The 24,622-nt window shown below is 60.4% G+C and carries 15 protein-coding genes; 5 read left to right on the top strand and 10 right to left on the bottom strand.

What is annotated here, in order from left to right:
* Positions 1-51: 51 nt before the first annotated feature.
* On the bottom strand, positions 52-468 hold the full coding sequence (gene rraB, locus ACO6VX_RS15860) for a ribonuclease E inhibitor RraB (protein WP_010251675.1): 417 nt from the start codon (positions 466-468) through the stop codon (positions 52-54).
* Positions 469-628: 160 nt separating this feature from the next.
* Between rraB and argF the strand changes: the two genes are divergently transcribed.
* The 4 genes from argF (at position 629) to ridA (ending at position 3,824) form a co-directional block, all read left to right on the top strand.
* A complete protein-coding gene (gene argF, locus ACO6VX_RS15855) occupies positions 629-1,636 on the top strand; it encodes an ornithine carbamoyltransferase (protein WP_061901816.1) in 1,008 nt (335 codons plus the stop codon).
* 316 nt (positions 1,637-1,952) lie between these two features.
* Positions 1,953-2,888 (top strand): aspartate carbamoyltransferase, encoded by a 936-nt coding sequence (gene pyrB, locus ACO6VX_RS15850; protein WP_010251681.1) that lies wholly within the window; start codon positions 1,953-1,955, stop codon positions 2,886-2,888.
* A gap of 12 nt (positions 2,889-2,900) precedes the next feature.
* Entirely contained in the window at positions 2,901-3,365 is a 465-nt protein-coding gene (gene pyrI / locus ACO6VX_RS15845; RefSeq protein WP_010251684.1) for an aspartate carbamoyltransferase regulatory subunit, read from the top strand.
* A 72-nt stretch (positions 3,366-3,437) separates the two neighbouring features.
* Positions 3,438-3,824, top strand: coding sequence for a 2-iminobutanoate/2-iminopropanoate deaminase (ridA, locus tag ACO6VX_RS15840; RefSeq protein ID WP_010251687.1), 387 nt, complete (start codon positions 3,438-3,440; stop codon positions 3,822-3,824).
* A gap of 76 nt (positions 3,825-3,900) precedes the next feature.
* Here ridA and lplT read toward each other — a convergent pair whose 3' ends face one another.
* From lplT to ACO6VX_RS15800, 8 genes are all read right to left on the bottom strand, one after another.
* Positions 3,901-5,091, bottom strand: a complete 1,191-nt coding sequence (gene lplT / locus ACO6VX_RS15835) for a lysophospholipid transporter LplT (RefSeq protein ID WP_422458199.1) — start codon at positions 5,089-5,091, stop codon at positions 3,901-3,903.
* Positions 5,088-7,238, bottom strand: a complete 2,151-nt coding sequence (aas, locus tag ACO6VX_RS15830; RefSeq protein ID WP_422458198.1) for a bifunctional acyl-ACP--phospholipid O-acyltransferase/long-chain-fatty-acid--ACP ligase — start codon at positions 7,236-7,238, stop codon at positions 5,088-5,090. The genes lplT and aas overlap by 4 nt, the downstream gene beginning before the upstream one ends.
* Positions 7,239-7,328: 90 nt before the next feature.
* Positions 7,329-8,717 carry an efflux transporter outer membrane subunit gene (locus ACO6VX_RS15825; RefSeq protein WP_122889220.1) on the bottom strand — a complete coding sequence of 463 codons (1,389 nt, stop codon included), beginning with the start codon at positions 8,715-8,717 and terminating at the stop codon, positions 7,329-7,331.
* Between the two features lie 3 nt (positions 8,718-8,720).
* Positions 8,721-11,822 (bottom strand): multidrug efflux RND transporter permease subunit, encoded by a 3,102-nt coding sequence (locus ACO6VX_RS15820; RefSeq protein WP_422458197.1) that lies wholly within the window; start codon positions 11,820-11,822, stop codon positions 8,721-8,723.
* On the bottom strand, positions 11,819-15,046 hold the full coding sequence (locus ACO6VX_RS15815; RefSeq protein ID WP_422458196.1) for an efflux RND transporter permease subunit: 3,228 nt from the start codon (positions 15,044-15,046) through the stop codon (positions 11,819-11,821). Before ACO6VX_RS15815 ends, ACO6VX_RS15820 begins: the two co-directional genes overlap by 4 nt.
* A complete protein-coding gene (locus tag ACO6VX_RS15810) occupies positions 15,043-16,254 on the bottom strand; it encodes an efflux RND transporter periplasmic adaptor subunit (RefSeq protein ID WP_422458195.1) in 1,212 nt (403 codons plus the stop codon). The genes ACO6VX_RS15815 and ACO6VX_RS15810 overlap by 4 nt, the downstream gene beginning before the upstream one ends.
* A 420-nt stretch (positions 16,255-16,674) precedes the next feature.
* A complete protein-coding gene (locus ACO6VX_RS15805) occupies positions 16,675-18,414 on the bottom strand; it encodes a penicillin-binding transpeptidase domain-containing protein (protein ID WP_010251720.1) in 1,740 nt (579 codons plus the stop codon).
* Positions 18,415-18,693: 279 nt separating this feature from the next.
* Complete coding sequence (locus ACO6VX_RS15800) at positions 18,694-20,967, bottom strand: molybdopterin guanine dinucleotide-containing S/N-oxide reductase (RefSeq protein WP_010251724.1); 2,274 nt, start codon at positions 20,965-20,967, stop codon at positions 18,694-18,696.
* A gap of 190 nt (positions 20,968-21,157) precedes the next feature.
* Between ACO6VX_RS15800 and galR the strand changes: the two genes are divergently transcribed.
* On the top strand, positions 21,158-22,159 hold the full coding sequence (gene galR, locus ACO6VX_RS15795; RefSeq protein ID WP_010251726.1) for an HTH-type transcriptional regulator GalR: 1,002 nt from the start codon (positions 21,158-21,160) through the stop codon (positions 22,157-22,159).
* A 33-nt stretch (positions 22,160-22,192) separates the two neighbouring features.
* On the opposite strand, the gene ACO6VX_RS15790 is transcribed toward galR, so the two are convergent.
* Positions 22,193-24,577, bottom strand: a complete 2,385-nt coding sequence (locus ACO6VX_RS15790; protein ID WP_422458194.1) for a beta-N-acetylhexosaminidase — start codon at positions 24,575-24,577, stop codon at positions 22,193-22,195.
* Positions 24,578-24,622: the final 45 nt, after the last annotated feature.

Raw genomic sequence — 24,622 nt, 5'->3', positions numbered from 1 at the left:
GTTAAAACAGGTGGCAGGGGTGACAGGCGGAGAACTCTCCGCCCCGGCTACTTAGTGGCGAATACCATCATCATCTTCATCTTCGATGGCGTCGTCATCTTCATCTTCGGCATCGGGATCTTCGAAATAGGTGCCCCAGCCGTCGTAATCGACGTTGTACTTACCAATCAGGTTCACCAGCTGCTCAACCTGCACATCGATCAGTTCAGGCTTCAGGGCGGATTCGCTGATGATGTCGACGCACATCACGGTGGTGCCATCTTCCAGCTCCAGCTCTTCCGGCTCGGTCACTTCATAACCCAGCTTGAACGCATCAACGGCCGCTTTTTCCAGCGAATCAAAATTATTGCATGAGAGATGGTGCTCGATGGTATAGAGCGCATCAGGATCGCTGCCATCCTCCAGCAGCTCTTCAATAATCTGCCGCGTCTCTTCCTGCTGCTCTTCCAGTAATGCTTCATATGCCATGACGATATCCTCTCTGAGTTCGGCAATAATCAATTATTTTCCCATACTGCCCGTCGCGCCACTACACAAAACGAAAAGTTTATTAGCCCCGCACTTGAAAATGCATATTCATACGGTTAGATTGAATTTTAATTCACTTTAATGATTACCGGAGTGTTGTATGAGTCAGCTGTATCAGCGCCATTTCCTCAGGCTTCTGGATTTTACGCCCGCCGAGATTGATCACCTGCTTACCCTTTCCGCTGAATTGAAACGGGCGAAAAAAAGCGCCCAGGAAGTGCAGCATCTGAAAGGTAAAAACATCGCGCTCATCTTCGAAAAAGACTCGACCCGCACCCGATGCTCTTTCGAAGTTGCCGCTTACGATCAGGGTGCGAACGTCACCTATCTTGGCCCGAGTGGCAGCCAGATCGGCCATAAAGAGTCGATGCGCGACACCGCGCGGGTGCTGGGCCGGATGTATGATGGCATTCAGTATCGCGGTTACGGTCAGGAACTGGTGGAAACGCTGGCGGAACATGCCGGTGTGCCGGTGTGGAACGGCCTGACCACCGAGTTTCATCCGACCCAGCTGCTGGCCGACCTGCTGACCATGCAGGAGCATCTGCCGGGCAAAAAACTCAGCGAGATGACGCTGGTTTATGTAGGTGATGCGCGCAACAACATGGGCAACACCATGCTGGAAGCCGCCGCACAGGTGGGGCTGGATCTGCGTCTGGTGGCACCAAAGAGCTGCTGGCCAGAGGAGCAACTGGTGGCGCAGTGCCGTGAAGCCGCGCAGCAGACCGGCGGGAAAATTACCCTCACCGAACATATTGCCGACGGCGTGAAAGGCGCTGACTTTATCTACACCGATGTCTGGGTGTCGATGGGCGAAGCCAAAGCGGTGTGGGCCGAGCGTATCGCGCTGCTGCGTGACTATCAGGTGAACCGGGCGATGCTCGATCTGACCGGCAACCCGCAGGTTAAATTCCTGCACTGTCTGCCCGCCTTCCACGACGATCAGACCACGCTGGGCCAGCAGATGGCAGAGCAGTACGATCTGCCCAACGGCATGGAAGTGAGCAACGAGGTATTTGAGTCACCACACAGCATTGTGTTCGACCAGGCTGAGAACCGGATGCACACGATTAAAGCGGTAATGGTGGCCACGCTGGGCCAGCGCTGACCGACCAGCATCGCGCGGCTGAGGACGCTGAGTCGCGCCCGCTCATACCGGCCTATTCATCCGCCGGATCTGGCCTGGACACCGATCGGCCAGGCAGGCGCAAACGTTTTCCTCTTGCTGCCCCACCGCGAACGGGTATAATGCGGCCCAATTTGCCGGAGGAAATATGCTACAGCACAGCGGACAATTTGACGCTCAATCACGCCTGACCGCAGGCGGTGCTACTGTTTCTTTCGGTCATCGACCCGATCTTAAAAAAGCCCCTTAAGCAGGGGCTTTTTTTTGTCCGCAATCCGGCCGCGCAGAGGAGAAAGCTATGGCTAACCCGCTATATCGCAAACACATTATTTCAATTAACGACCTCAGTCGTGAAGAGCTGGAACTGGCGTTGCACACCGCCGCAAAGCTGAAAGCCCACCCGCAGCCGGAACTGCTGAAGCACAAGGTTATCGCCAGCTGCTTCTTTGAGGCGTCGACCCGTACCCGCCTGTCGTTTGAAACCGCCATTCATCGCCTCGGCGCGTCAGCGGTGGGCTTTGCTGACGGCAGTAATACGTCGCTGGGCAAAAAGGGCGAAACCCTGGCCGACACCATTTCAGTGATTAGCACCTACGTCGATGCGATCGTGATGCGTCACCCGCAGGAAGGCGCGGCGCGGCTGGCGACCGAGTTCTCCGGCGGCATCCCGATTCTCAACGCCGGTGACGGCGCGAACCAGCATCCGACCCAGACGCTGCTTGATCTCTTCACCATTCAGGAGACGCAGAGCCGTCTTAATCAGCTGAATGTGGCGATGGTCGGCGACCTGAAGTATGGCCGCACCGTCCACTCCCTGACCCAGGCGCTGGCGAAGTTTGACGGCAACCGCTTCTTCTTTATCGCGCCCGATGCGCTGGCGATGCCGGCCTATATCACCGACATGCTGGATGAGAAGAATATCAGCTGGTCACGTCACGACAGCTTTGAAGAGGTGATGCCGCAGCTCGATATCCTCTACATGACGCGGGTGCAGAAAGAGCGGCTTGATCCGTCAGAATATGCCAACGTCAAAGCGCAGTTCATTCTGCGCGCCGCCGATCTCGCTACGGCGCGCGACAATATGAAGGTGCTGCACCCGCTGCCGCGCATCGACGAAATCACCACCGATGTCGACAAAACCCCGTATGCCTGGTATTTCCAGCAGGCGGGTAACGGCATCTATGCGCGCCAGGCTCTGCTGGCACTGGTTTTAAACAGCGAACTCGCCCTGTAAGGAGATACCCCCATGACGCAGGACAACAAACTGCAGGTCGAAGCGATCAAACGCGGCACGGTCATCGACCATATTCCGGCGCAGATCGGCTTTAAATTGCTCTCTCTGTTCCGGCTGACCGAAACCGATCAGCGCATTACCATTGGCCTGAATCTGCCCTCGGGCGAGATGGGCCGCAAAGATCTGATCAAGATTGAGAACACCTTTCTCACCGACGATCAGGTGAATCAGCTGGCGGTCTATGCGCCCCATGCCACGGTCAACCGCATCGACGACTATGAAGTAGTTGCTAAGATCGCCCCGACGCTGCCGGACCACGTTGAACGGGTACTGACCTGCCCCAACAGCAACTGCATCAGCCGCAGCGAGCCGGTCTTCTCCAGCTTTGCCGTGAAGCAGCGCGCCGACGATGTGCATCTGAAGTGCAAATATTGCGAAAAAGAGTTCGCCCGCCATGTGGTGCTGGGTCACTGGTAATCGCCCTGCCCGACCTTATAATGGGCAACACCGGCGGCATCGCCGCCTGACGACGTAATCAAAGGAGCAATGATGTCTCGTGAAATCAGTACTGAAAAAGCCCCTGCCGCTATCGGCCCCTATGTTCAGGGTGTCGATCTGGGCAGCATGATCATCACCTCTGGCCAGATCCCGGTGGATCCGGCGACCGGCCAGGTGGCGGATGACGTTGCCGCACAGGCGCGTCAGTCACTGGAAAATGTGAAGGCGATTGTTGAAGCAGCAGGTCTGAAGGTCGGCGACATCGTGAAGACCACGGTGTTCGTAAAAGATTTAAATGACTTCGCCACGGTCAATGCGGCTTATGAGGCGTTTTTCACCGAGCATGAAGCTCACTTCCCGGCGCGTTCCTGTGTCGAAGTGGCGCGTCTGCCAAAGGATGTGAAGATCGAAATCGAAGCGATTGCCCTTCGTCGCTAATCTCCGTTGTTAACATCTATTGTTAACGAGGGCGCCCGCCTCTCTCCGGCTATCCCGGAGAGAGGCGGTGAATCGCTTAACGCTTAGCCGGTCGCCACAGCCACAGCAGCGCTATCGCCAGCGCAAACAGCACGCCAAAACCGACGCCCGTCGCCACCGCAGGTGCACCCGTCTTGATCGCCAGTGTATAGAGCCCCAGCATGATCAGCATGGCGCTGTTCTCACCCAGATTCTGCACCGCAATCGCATTACCTGAACCGACGCTCTCTTTGCCCCGCGCCTGCAACAGCGCATTCAGCGGCACCACAAAGAAACCGCCCAGCGCGCCAATCAGCATCAGCACCAGATAGGCATTCAGCAGAGAATGCTGCAGCGCGAAGACGACGACCATCACACCAATCAGCACACCGGCTGGCATACAGCGACGCACCGTTTCAAGCGTCACCAGCTTCGCCGCCGCCGCCGCCCCAATCACAATCCCGATCGCCACCATGGCATTCAGGGTCGTTGGCGTGGTGTTGTCACTGATGCCCAGCGCCACCGGCACCCACAGCACCAGCAGAAAACGCAGCGTCACGCCTGCGCCCCAGAACAGGCTGGTGCCGAGCAGCGAGAAGCGCGTCTCCGCATCACGCCATAGCAGCGCGGCAGCACTGAAAAAACTGCGTACCATCATACCCAGCTGCCAGCTCTGACCAGGACGCGCCGCCTGCAGTTTCGGGATAAACAGGTTGGCCACCACGGCAATGCCGTAGGTCAGCGCACAGATCCCCAGCGCCGCCAGCAGATGCCAGTCAGCCAGCATCCCACCCGCCACTGAGCCGAGCAGAATGGCGGCGATGGTCGATCCCTCCATCAGCCCGTTGGCTTTCACCAGCTTCTCGCCGTGAGTGATCTCACCGAGGATGCCATATTTAGCCGGAGAGTAAGCGGCTGCGCCCGCGCCCACCAGGGTATATCCGAGGAAGGGGTTGAAGCCGAAGCAGATCACCAGCGCGCCCAGCAGCTTCAGGCTGTTGGCGAGCATCATCACCCGCCCTTTTGCCATGCTGTCCGCGACCTGACCGACAAACGGTGCCAGCAGAATGTAGGCTGCGACAAAGAGCATCTGCAGCACCGGCTGACTCCAGTCGGGATAGAACTGGCTTTTCAGCACGGCCAGCGTGGCAAACAGCAGCGCGTTATCGCCGAAGGCCGAAAAGAACTGGGCGATAATCACGGCGATCATGCCGCGTGACATCAGCGGCGCATTACGATCAAGGCTCATGCCTGCTCCTCTTCCGCCATTTTTTTCAGCGTGACGTAATCGGGTTTACCGCTGCCCAGCTGCGGCAACTGCTTCATCACCCGGATATCACGCGGCAGCGCCAGTTCTGGCGCACCCAGCTCGCGGGCCGCTTTCTGCAGGCTGTCGCGCGCCAGTTCAGCGTCGGTGGTGAACAGCACCAGCGCCTCACCACGCTGACCATCCGGGCGCAGCGAGGCGGCATGTTGTTTGTCCGGCGACGCTTTCAGAGCGATCTGCTCGACGATCTCCAGCGACACCATCTCACCGGCAATCTTCGCAAAGCGTTTGGCACGCCCCTGAATCTGGCAGAAACCGCCGTCATCAAAGCTGACGATATCACCCGTGTCATACCAGCCCGCTTCCTGATTGCCTTCGCCATCGTCGGCGACCGGCACTTCCAGCACGCCTGGATTCTCAACCCGCAGATAGCCCTTCATCACGTTCGGTCCGCGCAGTTGCAGCCGTCCGCCCTGCTCAATGCCCGGCACCGACATCAGCCGCGAATCCATGCCCGGCAGAATGCGTCCGACGGTGTGCGCCTTCGCCGCCATCGGCACGTTAATCGCGACCACTGGCGCGCATTCGGTTACGCCGTAGCCTTCAAGAATGCGAATGCCATACTTCTCCATGTAGAGCTGACGGGTGTTCTCCTGCAGCTTCTCCGCCCCCGCCACCACATAGCGCAGGCGGGCAAAATCATAGGGCGCGGCAAAGCGCGCGTAGTTGCCGAGGAAGGTCGAGGTGCCAAACAGTACGGTGCAGTTGCGGTCATAGACCAGCTCCGGCACGATGCGATAGTGCAGCGGGCTGGGATAGAGGAACACCTGCGCGCCGGTCATCAGCGGCGTAAACAGCCCGACGGTCAGACCAAACGCATGGAACAGCGGCAGCGCCGACATAAAGCGGTCGCGCGGGGTGAAGTCGGCGATGGTGCGGATCTGTTCAACGTTCGCCAGCAGGCTTTTATGCGAATGCACCACCCCTTTAGGATTGCCTTCCGAGCCGGAGGTAAACAGTACCATCGCGGCGTCTTCCGGCTGCTGGGGCAGCTGTGCGCGATGCGGCATCAGCAGATGGGCGACGATCCACAGTTTGTCCTTACTGGTCACGGTATCTTTCAGATCTTCCAGATAGATCCACTGCACATCATCGAGCCCCTGTGGCAGATGCCACAGGTTGCCTTTGTCCAGGAACTGGCGCGACGTGAAGACCGTTTTGATCTGCGCGGCGGTCAGTGCCGCCCGCATGCCGTTCACGCCCGCCGTATAGTTGAGCATCGCCGGAACACGTCCGCGCAGGGATGCCCCGAAAATCGCCGCCGCCGTGACGGTGGTATTGGGCAGCAGCAGTCCTACCACTTCGCGCGGCTGGCTGTAGCGCTCCAGAATACGGCCCACGCCCAGCGCCTTCTTCAGCAGTCCGTTGTAGCTGTCGGGTTTGAAATTGACATCTTCGATGCAGCGCTTAAACGCGCCATAACGCGTACGCGCCGCCAGAAATGCCTCAAACAGGGTTTCACGCGGACGCACCGCCATACGCGCTTCCATCATCACATGATGCAGATGCTCACCGGCCAGCACGCGCCGATCGCGCGCCCGTTTCGCCTCCGGCATCGGAATGCGGGTGGCGGGCAGAATCGTCAGGGTGATGCGCGGGAACAGGCGACGTTTAAACACGCCCGCCAGACGGCCAAACGGCGTGTACTCTGCGCCTTCAATGCGCATCGGCACCACATTCGCGCCCGAACGCGCCGCGACAAAACCCGCCCCGCTGTAGATCTTCATCAGCGATCCGGTGACGGTAATGCGTCCTTCCGGGAAGATCACCACCTGACGGCCACTGTCGATCAGCCTGACCAGCTGTTTGAGCGCCATGGGTTTGGTGGGATCGAGCGGCACATAGTCGATAAAGGGTTTAACCAGCCGCATAAACCAGCTTTCGCTGATGGTCGAATAGACCGCATAGACCGGCTTAATCGGCAAAAATAGCGCCAGCAATATGCCGTCGAGAAACGACATATGGTTCGGCGTGATCAATACCTTCTGCTTATGCAGTTCGGCGACGTCGCCACGCAGTTCGACCCGCCATAACAGGCGAAATATCAGGCGCAATAGTGTGAAAACCATGCCGGCTCCTTAGCATCGTGAAAATAGCCCCTCACGATGCAGGATTTGACGCGGTTCGACAACAGAATTATCGGTAACCTGACGCCGCCTTCAGGGTGCCTGCCAGCCACCGCCCAGCGCGGCAATCAGCGCCACACTGCTGACCCACTGCGTGCTCTGCAGCGTCAGCAAACTCTGCTGCGCGCTCAGGCGGCTGTTTTCGGTGGTCGCCACATCCAGATACGTAATCATGCCCGCCTCATACTGCAAACGCGTTACCCGCGCCGAGGTCTGCGCCGCGTCGGTGGCGCGCTGCTGCGCGGCGATCTCACCCTGCAGCGTGTTCAGCTCCACCAGCTTATCTTCCACCTCCTGCATTGCGGTCAGCACCGTCTGACGATAGGTCGCAACGCTGGCATCCCAGCCCGCTCGTGCCTGATCGACCTGTGCTGCGGTCGCACCAAAATCCAGCAGCGTGCCGCTCAGCTCCGGCCCCAGCGACCAGACGCGATTCGGCAGCGAGAAGAGCGAATGCAGCACGGAAGAACTGACGCCACCGCTGGCGCTCAGGGTCAGGTCGGGATAGTAACCGGCCACCGCCACGCCCACCGCAGCATTGGCGGCGGCCATGTTACGTTCGGCGTAAGCAATGTCGGGACGGCGCTGCAACAGCTCGCCCGGCAGGGCTGCCGGAATCGCGGGCAGCGTGGCCGTCAGCGGCGCGGCGGTCAGGCTGAATTCAGCGGGTGCTTTGCCGACCAGCAGCGCAATGGCGTGCTCCATCTGTGCACGCTGCCACTGATAATCCTGCGCCGAGGCGCTGGCGCTCTCCAGCTGCAGCTGCGCCTGAGCCAGGGTGGCACGCGACGCGGTGCCCGCCTGATACTGGCTGGTAATCACTTTCAGATAGCGCTGATAAGCATCAACGCTCTGCTGATAGAGCGCGATTTTCTGATCCATGATGCGCAGCTGGAAATAGTCCTGCGCCAGTTCAGACTGGGCGCTCAGGGTGATATTGGCCAGTTCCGCCGCGCTGGCCGAGGCGCTGGCGCGGTTCTCCTCCAGCGTGCGTCGCAGTTTGCCCCACAGATCCAGCTCCCAGCTGGCGCTCAGCTCCGCCTGATGGCTGCTGCTGGTGGTGCGAACGCTGCTGTCAGTCGCGTGGCTGCCGCTGCGCGTCGCGCTGCCGTCATAGCCCAGCGAGGGAAACAGCGCCGCGCGTGACTCACTCGCCAGCGCCTGTGCCTGCCGGTACTGCGCGGCATAATTCGCCACGTTCTGGTTCGAGATGCTCACCTGGTTCAGCAGGCCGCTCAGGGTGGCGTCGTGATAAACCGCCCACCATTCGCCTTTGCTTTGCGCATCAAGCGGCGTCGCCTGCTGCCAGCCTCTGGCCTCTTTATAGTGGACCGGCATCACCATCGCGGGGCGCTGATAGTCGGGACCGACGCTACAGCCGCCCAGCAGCAGCATCACAACAAAGGGGATAAGCGGTTTCATGGATCAGGATTCCGTAGGGCGCAGACGACGCCATTGACGTTGAGTGGCACGGCCCAGACGATCGAGCCAAAGATAAACAACCGGCGTGGTAAACAGCGTGAGCAGCTGGCTGAGCGCCAGTCCGCCCGCAATAGCGATGCCCAGCGGGCTGCGCAGATCGGCATCACCGCCGCTGCCCAGCGCCAGCGGCAACGCGCCGAAAAAGGCGGCCAGCGTGGTCATCATGATGGGCCGGAAGCGCATCAGGCACGCCTGGGTGATCGCCTGCTGTGGCGACATGCCCTGCCGCCGCTCCGCGTCGATGGCGAAATCGATCATCATGATGGCGTTCTTTTTCACGATGCCGATCAGCAGGATGATGCCAATCAGCGCGATCACCGTGAGCTGCGTGCCGGTCAGCAGCAGCAGTAACAGCGCGCCGACGCCCGCTGACGGCAGGGTCGAAAGAATGGTCAGCGGATGGATGTAGCTCTCATAGAGCACGCCGAGCACGAGATAGACCGCCGCCAGCGCCGCCAGAATCAGCCACGGCATGGTCGCGGTCAGCTGAGAAAAGGCGGCGGCGGTGCCGGCAAAACCGGCATGAAGGGTCGATGGCAGGCCCAGCTTCGCCATCGCCTGTTTTATCAGTTCCTGCGCCTGTTCCAGTGACACCCCCTCGTTGAGATTAAACGCCAGGGTGCTGGTCGCGGACTGGCCCTGATGCGCCACCGACAGCGGCGCGTTGCCGCCGCTGAAGCGGGCAAAGGCGGAGAGCGGCACGCGGTCACCGCTATCGTTAATCACATAAAGCTGCTGCAGCGTCTCGGGATTGGCGGTGTCGCTATCCTGCAGTGACATCACCACGTGATACTGATTCAGGGTGTGATAGAGCGTGGCGATCTGCCGCTGGCTAAACGCATTGTTCAGCAGCGTATCCAGCATGTTCACGTTGACGCCCAGCCGGGTGGCGCGATCACGATCGATGGTCAGCTCCAACTCCTGGCCGCCGGTCTGCGAATCGGAGTCCACGCTGTTAAGCTCGGGGATCGCCGCCAGCGCCGCCTGCACTTTCGGCGTCCAGGTGCGCAGCAGATCGAGATCGTCCGCCTGCAGGCTGTACTGATACGTGGCGTTGGCGCTGCGTCCGCCAATGTGCAGGTCCTGCGCCGCCATCAGGAACATCTGCGCCCCGGCGATGTGACTGGTTTTTCTCGTCAGCCGGTTGGCCACCTCGGTGGCGGTCGCATCGCGCTGATCAAAATCTTTAAGCCGCACAAAGAAGTTGGCGCTGTTGCGGGAGCCAAACATCCCGCTGCCCATCGACGACATCACACTCTCTACCGCCGGGTCTTGCTGAATGATCTGCGTGAACATCAGCATTTTCGGCTTCATCGCCTGGAACGAGATGTTCTGATCGGCGCGCAGCGCACCCATCAGCAGCCCGGTATCCTGATTGGGGAAGAAGCCCTTCTGCACCACGACGAAGAGAAAAACATTCAGTAGTACGGTCAGCAGCAGGCTGAGCAGCGTCAGTTTCTGATGGCACATCACCCAGGCCAGCCCGCGCCCGTAGGCGGCCAGCAGGCGATTCAGCTGGTTTTCAATCAACTGATAAAGCGGATGCGGCCGCTGGCTGACGGGCGGCTTTGGTTTCAGCAGGCGGGCGCAGAGCATCGGCGTCAGACTCAGCGAGACAAACAGCGAGATCAGCAGCGACACGGTGAGCGTCACGGCGAATTCGCGGAACAGCCGCCCGACAATACTGCCCATCAGCAGGATCGGGATGAACACCGCGATCAGCGACACGGTCATCGACAGCACGGTGAAGCTCACCTCCTGCGCCCCGCGCAGCGCTGCCCGCAACGGGCTCAGCCCGCGCTCAATGTGACGGGTGATGTTCTCCAGCACCACAATCGCATCATCCACCACGAAGCCGGTGGCGATAATCAGCGCCATCAGCGACAGGTTATCCAGGCTGTATCCCAGCAGATACATCACCGCGCAGGTGCCGATCAGCGACACCGGCAGTGCCAGCGCCGGAATGATCACCGCCTGCAGATTGCGCAGAAAAATAAACACCACCGCAATCACCAGCAGCACCGCGATCAGCAGCGTCTCTTCGGTGTCATACAGCGAGGCGCGCACGCCAGGCGAACGGTCAACCACCACGTTCAGCTGGCTGTCAGCAGGCAGACTCTTTTCCAGCTGCGGCAACTGCGCTTTTATCGCGTCGATGGTTTCCAGCATGTTGGCACCCGCCTGACGTTTGATACCGATCATCACCGCCGGTGTGGCATTCAGAAACCCCGCCTGATAGCGATCTTCTACCGAGTCATAGACCGTGGCGACGTCGCGCAGTCGCACCGCGTTGCCCTGCTGATAAGTGATGATCAGATCGCGGTAGCTGGCCGCCTTCTCCAGCTGGCCGTTGCTGTCCACCAGCCACGACTGGTCACTGCCCTGTAAGATCCCTTTAGGCAGATTAGTGGTGCTGTTGGCGACGGCGGCACGCACCGTCTCCAGCGAGATGCCGTAATGGGTCAGCTTCAGCGGCTGCAGATCAATCCGCACCGCCGGTAAGGCGCTGCCCATCAGCGACACTTCGCCAACGCCCTGTACCTGCCCCATCGCCTGTTCGATTTTGCTCTCCGCCAGATCGTAGAGTTCGCCTAGTGTGCGGGTGGCAGAGGTCAGCGCCAGCATCACTATTGGCGCGTCTGACGGGTTGGCTTTGCGATAGGTCGGCAGCGAGGCCATTGCGCTGGGCAGCAGGCTGCGCGCCGCGTTGATTGCCGCCTGAACGTCGCGCGCCGCGCCATTGATATCGCGGTCCAGTTCAAACTGCAGGATGATGCTGCTGGAGCCCTGCGAGCTGCTGGAGGTCATCTCACTGATACCGGCAATCTGCCCCAGCGAACGTTCCAGCGGCGTAGCGACCGTCGCCGCCATGGTTTCCGGGCTGGCGCCTGCCAGGCTGGCGCTGACCATGATGGTAGGAAAATCGACCTGCGGCAGCGGTGCTACCGGCAGCAGCCGGTAGCCCAGCGCGCCCAGCAGCAGGATCGCCAGCGTCAGCAGCAGCGTCGCCACCGGACGAAAGATAAACAGCCGGGTCAGATTCATTGCCCGCTCCGCGCCCGCTGCTGACGGCGTTTCACCCAGGCGTTACCGCGCTGCGCCAGCCCATCAAACAGGAGGTAGATGACCGGCGTGGAGAAGAGTGTCAGCACCTGACTGACAATCAGCCCGCCGACAATCACCAGCCCCAGCGGCTGACGCAGCTCTGCCCCGGAGCCGGAGGCCAGCATCAGCGGCAGCGCACCCAGCAGCGCCGCCATCGTCGTCATCAGAATCGGGCGGAAGCGCAGCAGGCAGGCCTGATGAATCGCGTCGCGCGCGCTGAGCTGCTGATGGTGTTCCGCCTCCAGCGCGAAGTCGATCATCATGATGGCGTTCTTTTTCACGATGCCGATCAGCAGTATCACCCCAATCAGCGCAATCAGGCTGAATTCGGTGCCCGCCAGCAGCAGCGTCAGCAACGCGCCCACCGCCGCCGACGGCAGCGTAGAGAGGATGGTCACCGGATGGATAAAGCTTTCGTAGAGGATGCCGAGCACCACATACATGGTGATCAGCGCCGCCAGAATCAGCCACAGCGTGTTGCCGGTGGCGCTCTGAAACGCCGAGGTTTCCCCCTGATAACGCAGCGTGGTGCTCTCCGGCAGATGCAGCTGCTGCCGTACTTCCGCGATCGCCCGCTGTCCATCCTCCAGCGAGTAGCCCGGATTAAGGTTGAAGGAGATCATCACCGCCGGAAACTGATTCAGCCGCATGTGCATCAGCGAACCGGTGCGCTGGTGGATAGTGGCGATAGCAGTGAGTTTGACCATGCCGCTGCTGATCGGGCTGGCGCTGGTGTCAGAGGCTGAAGTGGACGTCGACGAAGACGACGATGTTGACGAAGACGTTGACGCTGATGAAGCCGTGCTGGTGGATGACGACGCCGAACTGCTGCTGCCGGACGATTGCAGCCAGACATCATCAAACGACGCCGGACCCTGCTGGTATGCCGGAGCCACTTCCAGCACCACCCGATACTGATTCGACTGGGTGAAGATGGTCGAGACCAGCCGCTGACCAAAGGCGTTATAGAGCGCGGTGTCCACGTTCGAGGCAGTAATGCCGAAGCGCGCCGCTTTATCGCGGTTCAGCTCAACGTAAGAGACGCGCCCCTGATCCTGCAGGTTACTCACCACGCCATTAAACTCGGGCCGCTGCTGCAATGCCGCCACCAGTTTCGGCGACTCGCTGACCAGATTTTCGCTGTCGGCATCATCGAGGGTGAACTGATACTGACTCGGCGAGACCTGATCGTTGACGGTGAGATCCTGCGCCGGTTGCAGATAGAGCCGGATGCCCGGCACATCGGCGGTCGCCTGTTTCAGCTGGCTGATCACCTCGCTGGCGCTGAGATCGCGGGAGCCAAACGGCTTCAGGTTGATCTGCAACCGCCCGCTGTTAAGGCTGGTGTTGGTGCCGTCGATGCCGATCGTCGATGAGACGCTCTCCACCGCCGGGTTTTTCAGGATCCGCGCCGACAACGCCTGCTGCCGCGTTGCCATGGCGTTAAACGAGACGTCCTGTGAGGCGACGGTAATGCCCTGAATCAGCCCGGTATCCTGGGTCGGGAAGAAGCCTTTCGGCACCATCATGTAGAGCAGCGCCGTCAGCCCGAAGGTGGCCAGCGCCACCAGCAGCGTCAGTTTCTGATGGTTCAGCACCACGGTCAGCAGCCGGTCATAGCCGCGCACCAGGGCATCAAACAGCTCGCCGCCCTTGCGGGCAAACGTCGACTGCTGTTCAGGCGGAATGTGGCGCAGCAGATAAGCACACAGCATCGGTGTCAGGGTCAGCGACACCAGCATTGACACCAGAATCGCCACCGCCAGCGTAATCGCGAACTCCCGGAACAGTCGCCCGACCACATCGCCCATAAACAGCAGCGGGATCAGCACCGCAATCAGCGAAAAGGTCAGCGAGATGATGGTGAAGCCAATCTGCTGTGAGCCTTTCAGCGCGGCTTCCATCGGTGACTCGCCCTGCTCCAGCCGCCGGGAGATGTTCTCGACCACCACAATAGCGTCATCAATGACAAAACCGGTGGCGATGGTCAGCGCCATCAGCGACAGATTATTCAGGCTGAAGCCCGCCAGATACATCACACCAAAGGTGCCGACCAGCGACAGCGGCACTGCCACGCTCGGAATCAGCGTGGCGGCCACGTTGCGCAGGAACAGGAAAGTCACCATCACCACCAGCGCAATCGACAGCATCAGTTCAAACTGCACGTCGCTGATCGAGGCGCGAATGGTCTGGGTACGATCGGAGAGAATGGTCATCTTCACCCCCTCCGGCAGCGCCGCCTGCAGCGCGGGGAGCTGCGCCTTGATATTGTCCACCACCTGGATCACGTTCGCGCCCGGCTGACGCTGCACGCTGATCACAATCGCGGGCTGGTTGTTGGCCCACGCCGACTGGAAGCTGTTTTCCGGGCCCTGTTCAATGTGGGCGATATCTTTCAGGCGCAGCGCCGCGCCATTCTCATAGCTGAGGATCAGGTTGCCGTACTCGGTTGCGGTGCGCAGCTGGTCGTTGGCGTCAATGGTCACCGAATGATATTTACCGTCAAAGCCGCCTTTGGAGCCATTGACGTTGCTGTTACCAATCAGCGTATTTACCGCCTCCAGCGTCAGATGATGCGCCGCCAGCGCCTGAGGATTCATCTGCACCCGAATCGCCGGCTGGTGGCCGCCCGCCAGCGTCACCATCCCGACGCCGGAGATCTGCGACAGCTTCAGCGCCACCCGGGTGTTGACCAGATCCTGCACCTCAGTCAACGGCAGCGTGCTGGAGCTCGCCGCCAGCGTTACCACCGCGCTGTCCGCCGGATTAACCTTTTTGTAGGTCGGCGGATTGGGCAGGTCGTCGGGCAGCAGGTTATTCGCCGCATTGATCGCTGCCTGCACCTCCTGCTCGGCGACATCCAGCGACAGATCGAGGCTGAACTTCAGGGTAATGATCGAGGAGCCGCTGGCACTGGTGGAGCTCATCTGGCTCAGCCCCGCCATCTGCCCTAACTGGCGCTCCAGCGGTGAGGTGACCGACGATGCCATCACATCCGGGCTGGCACCCGGATAGAGCGTGGTGACCTGAATGATCGGATAGTCGACCTGCGGCAGCGCCGAGGTTGAGAGGAATTTCCAGGCAAAAATGCCGGCGATCAGCACGCCGACCATCAGCAGAATGGTGGCGACCGGACGCAGAATAAACAGGCGCGACGGGTTCATTTCGACACAGCACCCGCAGCGGCGGGCGTCTCATCAGCCAGCGACACTTTGCTGCCGCTGGTCAGACGATCGATCCCTTCCGTCACCAGCCGATCGCCCGGCGAAACACCGCTGAGGATCGCCTGCTGATCGTCTCCGAAAGCGGGACCGGTGGTAACCGCTTTGCGCGTAACGCTGTGATCCTGATTGATCACAAAGACAAAACTGCCGTCGCTGCTCAGCTGCAGCGCCTGGGCCGGGATCACCGTCGCGCCTTTCAGCACCCGGGTCTGCAGCCGCAGATTCACAAACTGATTGGCAAACAGCGACTCATCCTGGTTAGCGAACACCGCTTTCAGCGCCACGGTGCCGGTGGCGGTGTCGATCTGGTTGCTGATGAACTTCACTTCGCCGCTGCCGAGCTGATGCTGGTTGTCCTGATCATACAGCGTGGCGGGCAGGCTCTGTCCCTGATGCAGCACGCTGACCAGCGTCGGGATTTCGCTTTGTGGCACGCTAAAGGTCACGGCGGCGGGCTGCATCTGGGTAATAGTCACCAGGCCGGTGCTGCTGGCACTCTGAACCATGTTGCCGGGATCGACCTGACGCAGGCCGACGCGCCCGCTGATCGGGGCGGTGATCCGGGCATATTCAATGCTGAGTTTCGCACTGGCGATCTGCGCCTGATCGGCGGCGACGGCACCGCGATACTGCCCGACGGTGGCAATCTGGCTGTCCAGATCCTGACGCGCCAGTGCATCCTGCGCCGCCAGTTTGCGGTAGCGCGCCAGCGTCAGCTCCGCACTTTTCAGCAGCGCCTGGTTTTCGCTGAGTTCGCCCTGATACTGGTTCAGCGTGGCCTGAAAGCTGCGCGGATCGATCTGCGCCAGCAGCTGCCCGGCGCTGACTTTCTGCCCCTCAGTAAAGAAAACCTGCTCCAGCTGGCCGTCAACGCGGCTGGTCACCGTGACGCTGGCGTTGGGGATGACCGTGCCGAGCGCATTCAGCCACACCGGCACATCCGCCGTGCTGGCGACACCGCTGTGAACCAGCGTCGCCCCTCCGCCCATCATGCCATGCACACCCGGTCTGCCCGACGGCATCCCCTCGCCCGGCCCGTGACCTGCCGCCAGCAGACGCCAGATAACCCCAGCGACAATCGCCGCCACCAGCAACAGGAGCAGCCATTTAAGCCCAAAGGAACGCGTGGGGCGAGAAAGGTGAGTCATCGTCGAACTCTTCAGATAAGCAAAAAAAGAAATCCCGGAACGTGCGGAATGCGGCAGTGAGCGGCGGCGAGCAAAAAAGCGCCAGGCTTCACGGCGGCCATTATCAGTGAAAGGCGACGCGCCTTTCTATTGGCAAACTGTCAGGGTTTCGTTAAGAACGATGTTGATTTAGCGGGGGTTTTTACAGCGGTAACGGCAGGCTCAGGCGAGCAGGCAAAAAAAACCCACGCATCTGCGTGGGTCGGTGTAATAACAGGGTCTCACTGCCGAAGCGGTGTTGTTTTCACACCCATCAATACCTCTGGGACTGCTATCCTCGCACTGATTGACCGCGCGGAGACAGCAGGAAAACGCAACCGAATTCGGGGAAGTGCAACGAGGTGTGAATATCCTTCACGCCTCGCTTACACTCTGATTTGTCTAAGATTTATCTGAAGGAGTGGCCGCCGGTTTGGTGTAGATGGCATCCGGTGCAATATTCATGTGTTTCAGTACCGGTCCCATGATATTGCCGAACACCGGCGCAGCAACCGAGCCACCGAAGTGATCGCCCGCCGTCGGATGGTTGATCATCACCACCAGCGCCACTTCAGGATGGCTGGCGGGAGCGAGACCGGCGGTGTAGTTGACGTAGCCGCCATCATACTTGCCGCTGGTGCCCATTTTTTCCGCCGTACCGGTTTTGGTTGCCAGACGGTAGCCCGGCACCGCAGCTTTCAGCCCGGTTCCGCCCGGCAGGACGTCACTCTCCAGCATGTGCACCACCTCTTTCACCGTTTCCGGGTTGGCGACCTGGCGTCCCATGACCGGTGGCGTAACGCGGGTGATCGACAGCGGACGGTAAATGCCATAGGAGCCGAGCGTGGCGTATTCGCGGGCAATCTGCAGCGGCGTCACACGCAGGCCATAGCCAAAGGAGAAGGTGGCCCGCTCGATATCTGCCCAGCGGGTGCGGTGCAACGGAAAGTAGCCGACGCTTTCGCCGGTCAGCCCTAAGCCGGTTGGTTTGCCAAGGCCGAACGCATGATAGGTGTTGACCAGCGCTTCGGCGGGCATCGCCAGCGCGAGGTGTGACACGCCAATGTCGCTCGATTTTTGCAGAATGCCGGTCATGGTCAGGCGCGGCCAGTGGCCGACGTCGCGGATCAGGTGGCCGTTAACGCTGTAAGGCGTGGTGTCGATCACCGAATCCGGGCGCACCAGGTGGCGCTCCAGCGCTTCCATCACCACTAACGGCTTGACGGTCGATCCCGGTTCGTAGCTGTCATTGATGGCAGAGTTACGCATCTGCGCGGGCGTTGCCCCTTCATAGTTGTTGGGGTTGAACGACGGATAGGAGGCCATCGCCAGAATCTCGCCGGTGTCGATTTTCACCAGCACGGCCGCACCCGAGTCCGCCTTGTTGATCAGTACGCCGTCGCGCAGTTTGCTGTAGAGCGTGTACTGGTCATATTTGTCGATGCTGAGCTGTACCGTCGGCGGCTGGGTCGGCGGCTGATAGTTGATCATCGCGATGATATTGCCTGCGGCATCCTGCCGATAGACCTCTTTGCCCGGCTCGCCCTGCAATACTTTATCAAAGCCCTTTTCCAGTCCGTTCAGGCCGACATTATCCGCCCCGACGATGCCGATCAGCGGCGCAGAGGCTTCGCTCATCGGATAGAAACGGCTGTCATCATAGACTTCGCTGATGCCTTTCAGCTTCAGCTCTTTAATATCTTTGGCAATGCCCAGCTCGACTTTACGCCCCAGATAGAGGAAGCGACGTTTCGGGTTGGCGGTGATCTGCGCCGCCAGCTCTTCGGGACGGGTGTTGAGCGCCGCCGCCAGATAGGCCCATTTGGCACTGGTAAAATCGGGGTTGCTCTCCAGCACGCGCTGCGGATCGGCAATCACGTCGCGCGACGGGACGCTGAGCGCCAGCGCTTCACCGTTACGATCCAGCAGCGTGCCGCGACTGGTCGGCAGCGTCACGGTACGCAGCGATCGCTGATCCGCTTCGTGCTCCAGCATCGGCTGATTCAGGAACTGCAGGTCCGCGACGCGCGCCAGCAGCACCACCAGACAGGTCGTGACACCCAGGCAGATCAGTCGGAAACGAAAAGGGTTAAACGGCGCTTTTATCTGGTCTTTTCCCAGTAGTTTTTTAATCCGGGGCATGGCATTCCGCTGCGCAAAATAAAGAGAAAGGGGCTGGTGCCAGCAGTTATAAAGAAAGCGCTGGCCGTATAACAGGAAAACTGTGTATCAGTTCGTTATCGACGGCCGATTTCTGGCAAAAAAAAACCTGCGCATCTGCGCAGGTTGGTGTAATCAAGAAAATCTATTGATGTTCACCCATCAATACCTCTGGGACCCTGAATGTAGCAAGAGGGATCGATCGGCTGCCATCTCTCAAACGCAACAGTTACCGGCAAAATGTAACCAGCCATGAGATCCTTACGCTATTGTGCAATCCTGATGTTTTTTGATTTCCACCAGGCAGCTCATGGCGTTTGGCCCCTGCGTCAGCGACGAGGTGCCGATGTCGAGCGTCAGCACGTTGGGGTTACCCGCGCGATCGTGCGGCTGCCACGCCTTGCCAAAGCCGGGATCAAACCAGGCGCCGGTGGCGATAATCACCACGCCCTGCGTCACGCCATCGGTGATCCGCACGCCCGCCAGCATCACGCCGCGTGCGTTGCTCACCTCTATCTCGTCGCCCTCCACCAGCCCGCGCGCGGCCGCATCCTGCGGATGCATGTAGAGCGTTTCGTGTCCGGCGGTTTTATTGCCCTGCACCGTTTCTGTCGCATCCAGCTGACTGTGTAACCGGTCGGAAGGCTGAATTGAGATCATGTGCAGCGGATAGTCGCGGCTGACCGGCGAACCAAGCCACTCCTGGGGTTCACGCCATTCCGGATGGCCGGCGAAATCGTCCAGCTGGTAGTCTGCAATGGTCTGGCTGAAGAGCTCGATTTTGCCGCTGGCGGTTTTAATCGGATTGGCCTGCGGATCGGCACGGAAATCATCCATAAACTGATAGGGTTTGCCCCCTTCGGGGATCTCCACAAAGCCGCGCTGCCAGAACTCCTCAAACGACGGGAAATCGATGCCTTTACGCTGATGCGCGGTCGCACACTGCTGATAAAGATGGGCGATCCACTGCATCTCGTTGCGCCCTTCGGTGAAGGTATCGCGGTAGCCGAGGCGCTCCGCCAGGTCAGCAAAAATATCGAAGTCGTTGCGCGCCTGATGCTGCGGTTTAATCGCCTGATGCATCGCCAGCACAAAGCGGTCGCGTGAGGAGCCGCCGATGTCATTGCGCTCCAGCGTGGTGGTCGCGGGCAGCACGATGTCCGCCATCTGCGCGGCGGGTGTCCAGACGATATCCTGCACCACGACCGTATCGGGCCGCTGCCAGCCCTCCACCAGCCGGTTGAGCTGCTGATGATGATGGAAAGGATTGCCGCCCGCCCAGTGCACCATGTGAATGTCGGGATAGTGCAGGGTTTCGCCCTGAAAGCGGTAAGGCTGGCCGGGATTGAGCAGCATATCGCTGATCCGCGCCACCGGAATCGACAGCCCGGAAGGATTGGGGCCGGTGCTCATCATCGGAGCCGGCCCTTCCTGGCGCGGGTTGCCGACGCTGTTCATCGAACCGTGACCAAAAGAGAAACCTGCGCCCGGCAGGCCTGGCTGGCCGAGCATCGACGACAGCGCAATCATCATCCAGTAAGGCTGCTCGCCGCGATGGGCGCGCTGAACGGAATAGGAGCAGGTAATAAAGCTGCGCTTGCCGGTGAGCTGCTGCGCCAGCTGCACAATGCGATCGGCCGGGATGCCGGTGATACGGCTGGCCCAGCCGGCGGTTTTCGCCACGCCGTCGGTTTCGCCCAGTAGATAGGCGCGCAGCTGCGGCCAGCCGGTGCAGTGGCTGGCGAGAAACGCTTCGTCAACCGCGCCGCGCTGGGTGATCTCATGACCCAGCGCCAGCATCAGCGCCACGTCGGTGTTGGGGCGAATCGGAATCCACTCGGCGTTAACAAATTCCGGGCAGTCATCACGCATCGGGCTGATGTTGATCACCGGCGTGCCTTTGGCGGCCAGTTGCATCAGCGCCGGTTTCAGGCTGTGCTGCCCTGCGCCCCCCGAGGCAACCTGGGCATTTTTCAGCGCCAGCCCACCAAAGGCGACAAAAATTTCGGCATGTTCCACCACCTGCGGCCATTCGGTGACGCGCCCGGTCAGCGGCATGTAGGTGCCAATCACATAGGGCAGGAAGAACTGCGCGGCGCCCCAGCTGTAGTTACCCTGCTGATCAACGCCGCCGCCGCCCTGAAAGTAGAAGCGACGAATCAGGGTGCGGGCATGGTTAACACGTCCGGCCGATGACCAGCCGTAGGAGCCGTTGAAAATGCCCGATGCGCCATAGCGCTCGCGAATGCGGCGATTCTCCTCCGCCACCAGATCCAGCGCGGTTTCCCAGTCGACGGCAACAAAATCCTCCCGGCCACGCAGCGTACGGTCGCTCTTTTCGCGTGACTTCAGCCACGAGCGCCGCACCATCGGCTGACGAATGCGTTTGTCGGAATAGACCAGTTCAGGAATGGTGTGGATCATCGGTGACGGATCGGCATCGGCGAAGAAAGGTTCGCAGCCAATCAGGCGATCGTTTTCAGTGACGGCGGTAAAGGCGCCCCAGTGCGCCAGATGTGGCACTTTGGTTTTCATCGTTGTTTTTCACGGTAGCCAGGTGGGAGATTGAGCATAGCATGGTGCGACGCCTCAGCAGAAGACGTGCAGCAGTGACCGTTTTTACCCCTTTTTGCGACGACGCTGGCATTCTGTCGGGTTGATGTGTCAGCCCTTTTCCGTAACACTGATGCGATGTGTAAACGTTTTCCCCAAAGCAGGTCAACGCATGGCTACCATAAAGGATGTTGCGCGACTGGCTGGCGTTTCTGTCGCCACAGTCTCCCGTGTAATCAATAATTCTCCCAAAGCCAGCGACAGCTCCCGACAGGCCGTAGGTCAGGCGATGGAGCAGCTTCAGTATCACCCGAACGCCAACGCACGCGCACTGGCGCAGCAATCGACCGAAACGCTCGGCCTGATTGTCGGTGACGTCTCCGATCCCTTTTTTGGCGCAATGGTTAAAGCCGTGGATGAGGTGGCAGGTGACACCGGTAACTTTTTGCTGATTGGTAACGGTTACCATAATGAGCAAAAAGAGCGGCAGGCGATTGAACAACTGATGCGTCACCGCTGCGCGGCGCTGGTGGTTCACGCCAAGAAAATCCCCGATGCAGAGCTGGAAGTGCTGATGAAGCAGGTGCCTGGCATGGTGCTGCTGAACCGGCTGATAAAAGGCTTTGAAAAGCGCTGTATCGCGCTCGACGATCGCTACGGCGCCTGGCTGGCAACCCGTCATCTGATCCAGCTTGGCCACCAGAATATCGCCTTTATCTGCTCGACCCACACCATCTCCGATGCAGAAGATCGCCTGCAGGGTTACTACGATGCGCTGAAAGAACATGGCCTGCCGTGCAGCGATCGGCTGGTCACCTGGGGCGAACCAGATGAAGTGGGCGGTGAGCAGGCGATGACGGAACTGCTGGGTCGCGGCAAGAATTTCACCGCCGTCGCCTGCTACAACGACTCAATGGCCGCCGGCGCGCTGGCGGTGCTGAGCGATAACGGTGTTCGGGTGCCGGAAGAGATGTCGCTGATCGGCTTCGATGATGTGCTGGTTTCGCGCTATGTGCGACCGCGCCTCACCACCATCCGCTATCCGATTGTCACCATGGCGCAGCAGGCGGCCCAGCTGGCGCTGGCGCTGGCCAACAATCAGCCGCTGCCGGAAGTGACCCACATGTTCAGCCCGACCCTGGTGCGCCGCCACTCGGTCAGCGGCCCGGCCTGAGGACGCTATGGCCGGTTAATCCGGCCGCAGCGTTTACTGAAAGGCGCGCAGCAGCGTCTCCAGCGGCCTGACCAGCGCAATCACTGTTTCATCCTGTACCTCTGCGGCGGCATCCAGTGTCGCACGCATCTCCGCCACTTCACTGGCACCAAACGCCTGATTGCGAACGTAAGCATTAACCAGCGCGAGGCCCATGGCGCTCAGCGCCTCGATCTGCTGCACGCTCTGTGCCAGCGGCTTCAGCGTTGCACTGGCGTTAATGATCGGCAGCACCGCACTGGTGTTAGCCTGCCAGCGCTGCAGCGGCGCGCGAACCGCAGAGGCGGCAGCCGGATTATTACGATTGGCGATTAACACGGCGACCTGCTGCTCCAGCTGACGTACCGCCTCACTCTCAGCGGGCAGTACATCTGCCAGCCGGTTCAGGGGTTCATGGTAGTCGTAATGGCCCGCCTGAAACTTGAGATGCTGACGCGTGTAGTATTGCGCCGGTTCCAGCACCTCGGCCAGTACCCGCAGTGGGGCGATGTCATGCCCACTGGCCAGCCGCATCATCTGCTGCTCCGTCTGCGCGTGTTGCAGCGTTCCGACCGACACGCTGCTCCAGCGATCCATCGCCGCCAGCCGCGAATACATCGAGTCGGTATTGGTGACATCCTGTGCCGACCATAACCGCTCGGCCACCACAAAGGCGCGCGGCCACAGTTTGGTATCAATAATCTGGCTGTTGATGTTTTCCGCCCACAGCGCCGCCTCGCCACCCAGCAGATTTTGCTGCACCTGCGCAGGTGTGGGCAGCGCGGGCGCGATGCCCGCAGGCGTCTGAGCCAGCCGTTGGCCGGTGGTGGGATAACGCACGTTGCCTACCTCTGCATAACCTTTGAGGGCGTTCTGTTGCAGCGTGAACACCGGCTGGAACGGCCCCATCCAGCTATCCACGCTAAACCGCACCTGCTGCGTCGAGAGCCAGTTGATCTGACTGACCATCCGGCGGGCTTTGCCATCGAAGTCGATAAAACCGCGCCAGCCTGGTTCTCCCTGTATCAGCGTAAAGCTGCCCTTTACCGGGCTGCCTTTCAGCCGCGGCATGGTGAATGACCAGCTCTGCGCCTGGTCGCCTGGCCGCAGACGATCCTGGCCGTTGAGGTCCTGTGGCGTGACCTCATTGCGGTAGTGATAGCTGGCAGGCTGAGGCTGATCAAGGTAGAAACCGGTGGAGAGGATGCCGCGGTAGTTCTCTTTTGCCAGCGCGCTCAGCGCATCCTGGCCCTGCCACGACTGGATCAGAATGCTGCGCGGCAGATCGGGATGGGCAATCTCATCCCAGCCCACCATCTGACGGTGATGGGCTTCCAGGATCTTCTCTACCCGCTGATTGAAATATGCCTGAAGCGCATGGGCATCTTTCAGATCGTGGTCGCGCATAAACTGCTGGATAGTGGGCGAGTCGTTCCACTGTGTCGGATCCACCTCATCGCCGCCAATGTGCAGCCAGGGATCGGGGAAGATCGCCGCCATCTCACCCACCAGCGTGTCGATCACCTGATAAACCTGTTCGTTGCTGGGATCGAGCAGCGGTTTAAAGACGCCCCAGCCGCGCTCCATCTGCCAGGGGCCGGGTGCGCTAATCAGCTCTGGCATCGCCACCGCCAGCGCGGACGCATGTCCCGGCATATCCAGCTCGGGCACCACACGCACCCCGCGATCGGTGGCATATTTCACGATCTCCCGCATCTGCTGCTGGCTGTAATAGTTGCCATCGCTGGCTTTCTGCTGCAGCTGGGGATAGTGGCTGGAGGCGAAGCGCCAGCCCTGATCATCGGTAAGATGCCAGTGAAAGACGTTCATTCGCGCGGCGGCGATGCCGTCGATCTGACGTTTAAGCGTCTCCACCGGCATAAAGTGACGCGCCGTGTCGATCAGCACGCCGCGCCACGGAAAGCGCGGATGATCGTGGATGGTGACGTAAGGAATGGTTGTCCCCTGTGCGCCGTTTTGTATCAGCTGCAGCAGGGTTTCCATGCCGCGCATCGCGCCGAAACGGCTGGGCGCGGTTAACAGGACGCCGTCGCCATCGACCTGCAACTGATAGCTCTCATCGCTATCAGGCAGCGGCAGCGGATCCACCGCCTTCGCAATGACGATGCGGATAGTCGGTGCTGCTACCGGCTGGGTGGCGGGCAACAGCGGCCAGCCGGTCTGATTGCTGATGCGCTCCAGCCAGCGCGCTTCGGCACCCGCCAGATGATCGCCGGCGATTTGCAGCGTCAGCTGCGGCGTCAGGATAAGCGTGCCGCCGCTGGCGGGCTGTTCCACCTGTTGCGGCCAGGGCATCAGCGGCAGCGAACTGGCCAGGGCGATTGGGCTGAGGGCCGGGAGCAGGAGCAGGAGCAGGAGCAAAGAACGGGGTAACCACATTGGCGGGCATCCTTGTAACGTCAACGTTTTGACAGGGCAGAACGT

Origin of the sequence: Pantoea sp. BJFS-204 (assembly GCF_049310725.1) — a bacterium.
Classification (GTDB): domain Bacteria; phylum Pseudomonadota; class Gammaproteobacteria; order Enterobacterales; family Enterobacteriaceae; genus Pantoea; species Pantoea agglomerans.
Note: the sequence above shows the minus strand (reverse complement) of the source record. Positions and strands in the feature narration are given on the sequence as shown.

Coding starts and splice junctions, on each gene's coding strand:
- rraB (WP_010251675.1), bottom strand. CDS start 468: ATGGCATATGAAGCATTACTGGAAGAGCAGCAGGAAGAGACGCGGCAG.
- argF (WP_061901816.1), top strand. CDS start 629: ATGAGTCAGCTGTATCAGCGCCATTTCCTCAGGCTTCTGGATTTTACG.
- pyrB (WP_010251681.1), top strand. CDS start 1,953: ATGGCTAACCCGCTATATCGCAAACACATTATTTCAATTAACGACCTC.
- pyrI (WP_010251684.1), top strand. CDS start 2,901: ATGACGCAGGACAACAAACTGCAGGTCGAAGCGATCAAACGCGGCACG.
- ridA (WP_010251687.1), top strand. CDS start 3,438: ATGTCTCGTGAAATCAGTACTGAAAAAGCCCCTGCCGCTATCGGCCCC.
- lplT (WP_422458199.1), bottom strand. CDS start 5,091: ATGAGCCTTGATCGTAATGCGCCGCTGATGTCACGCGGCATGATCGCC.
- aas (WP_422458198.1), bottom strand. CDS start 7,238: ATGGTTTTCACACTATTGCGCCTGATATTTCGCCTGTTATGGCGGGTC.
- ACO6VX_RS15825 (WP_122889220.1), bottom strand. CDS start 8,717: ATGAAACCGCTTATCCCCTTTGTTGTGATGCTGCTGCTGGGCGGCTGT.
- ACO6VX_RS15820 (WP_422458197.1), bottom strand. CDS start 11,822: ATGAATCTGACCCGGCTGTTTATCTTTCGTCCGGTGGCGACGCTGCTG.
- ACO6VX_RS15815 (WP_422458196.1), bottom strand. CDS start 15,046: ATGAACCCGTCGCGCCTGTTTATTCTGCGTCCGGTCGCCACCATTCTG.
- ACO6VX_RS15810 (WP_422458195.1), bottom strand. CDS start 16,254: ATGACTCACCTTTCTCGCCCCACGCGTTCCTTTGGGCTTAAATGGCTG.
- ACO6VX_RS15805 (WP_010251720.1), bottom strand. CDS start 18,414: ATGCCCCGGATTAAAAAACTACTGGGAAAAGACCAGATAAAAGCGCCG.
- ACO6VX_RS15800 (WP_010251724.1), bottom strand. CDS start 20,967: ATGAAAACCAAAGTGCCACATCTGGCGCACTGGGGCGCCTTTACCGCC.
- galR (WP_010251726.1), top strand. CDS start 21,158: ATGGCTACCATAAAGGATGTTGCGCGACTGGCTGGCGTTTCTGTCGCC.
- ACO6VX_RS15790 (WP_422458194.1), bottom strand. CDS start 24,577: ATGTGGTTACCCCGTTCTTTGCTCCTGCTCCTGCTCCTGCTCCCGGCC.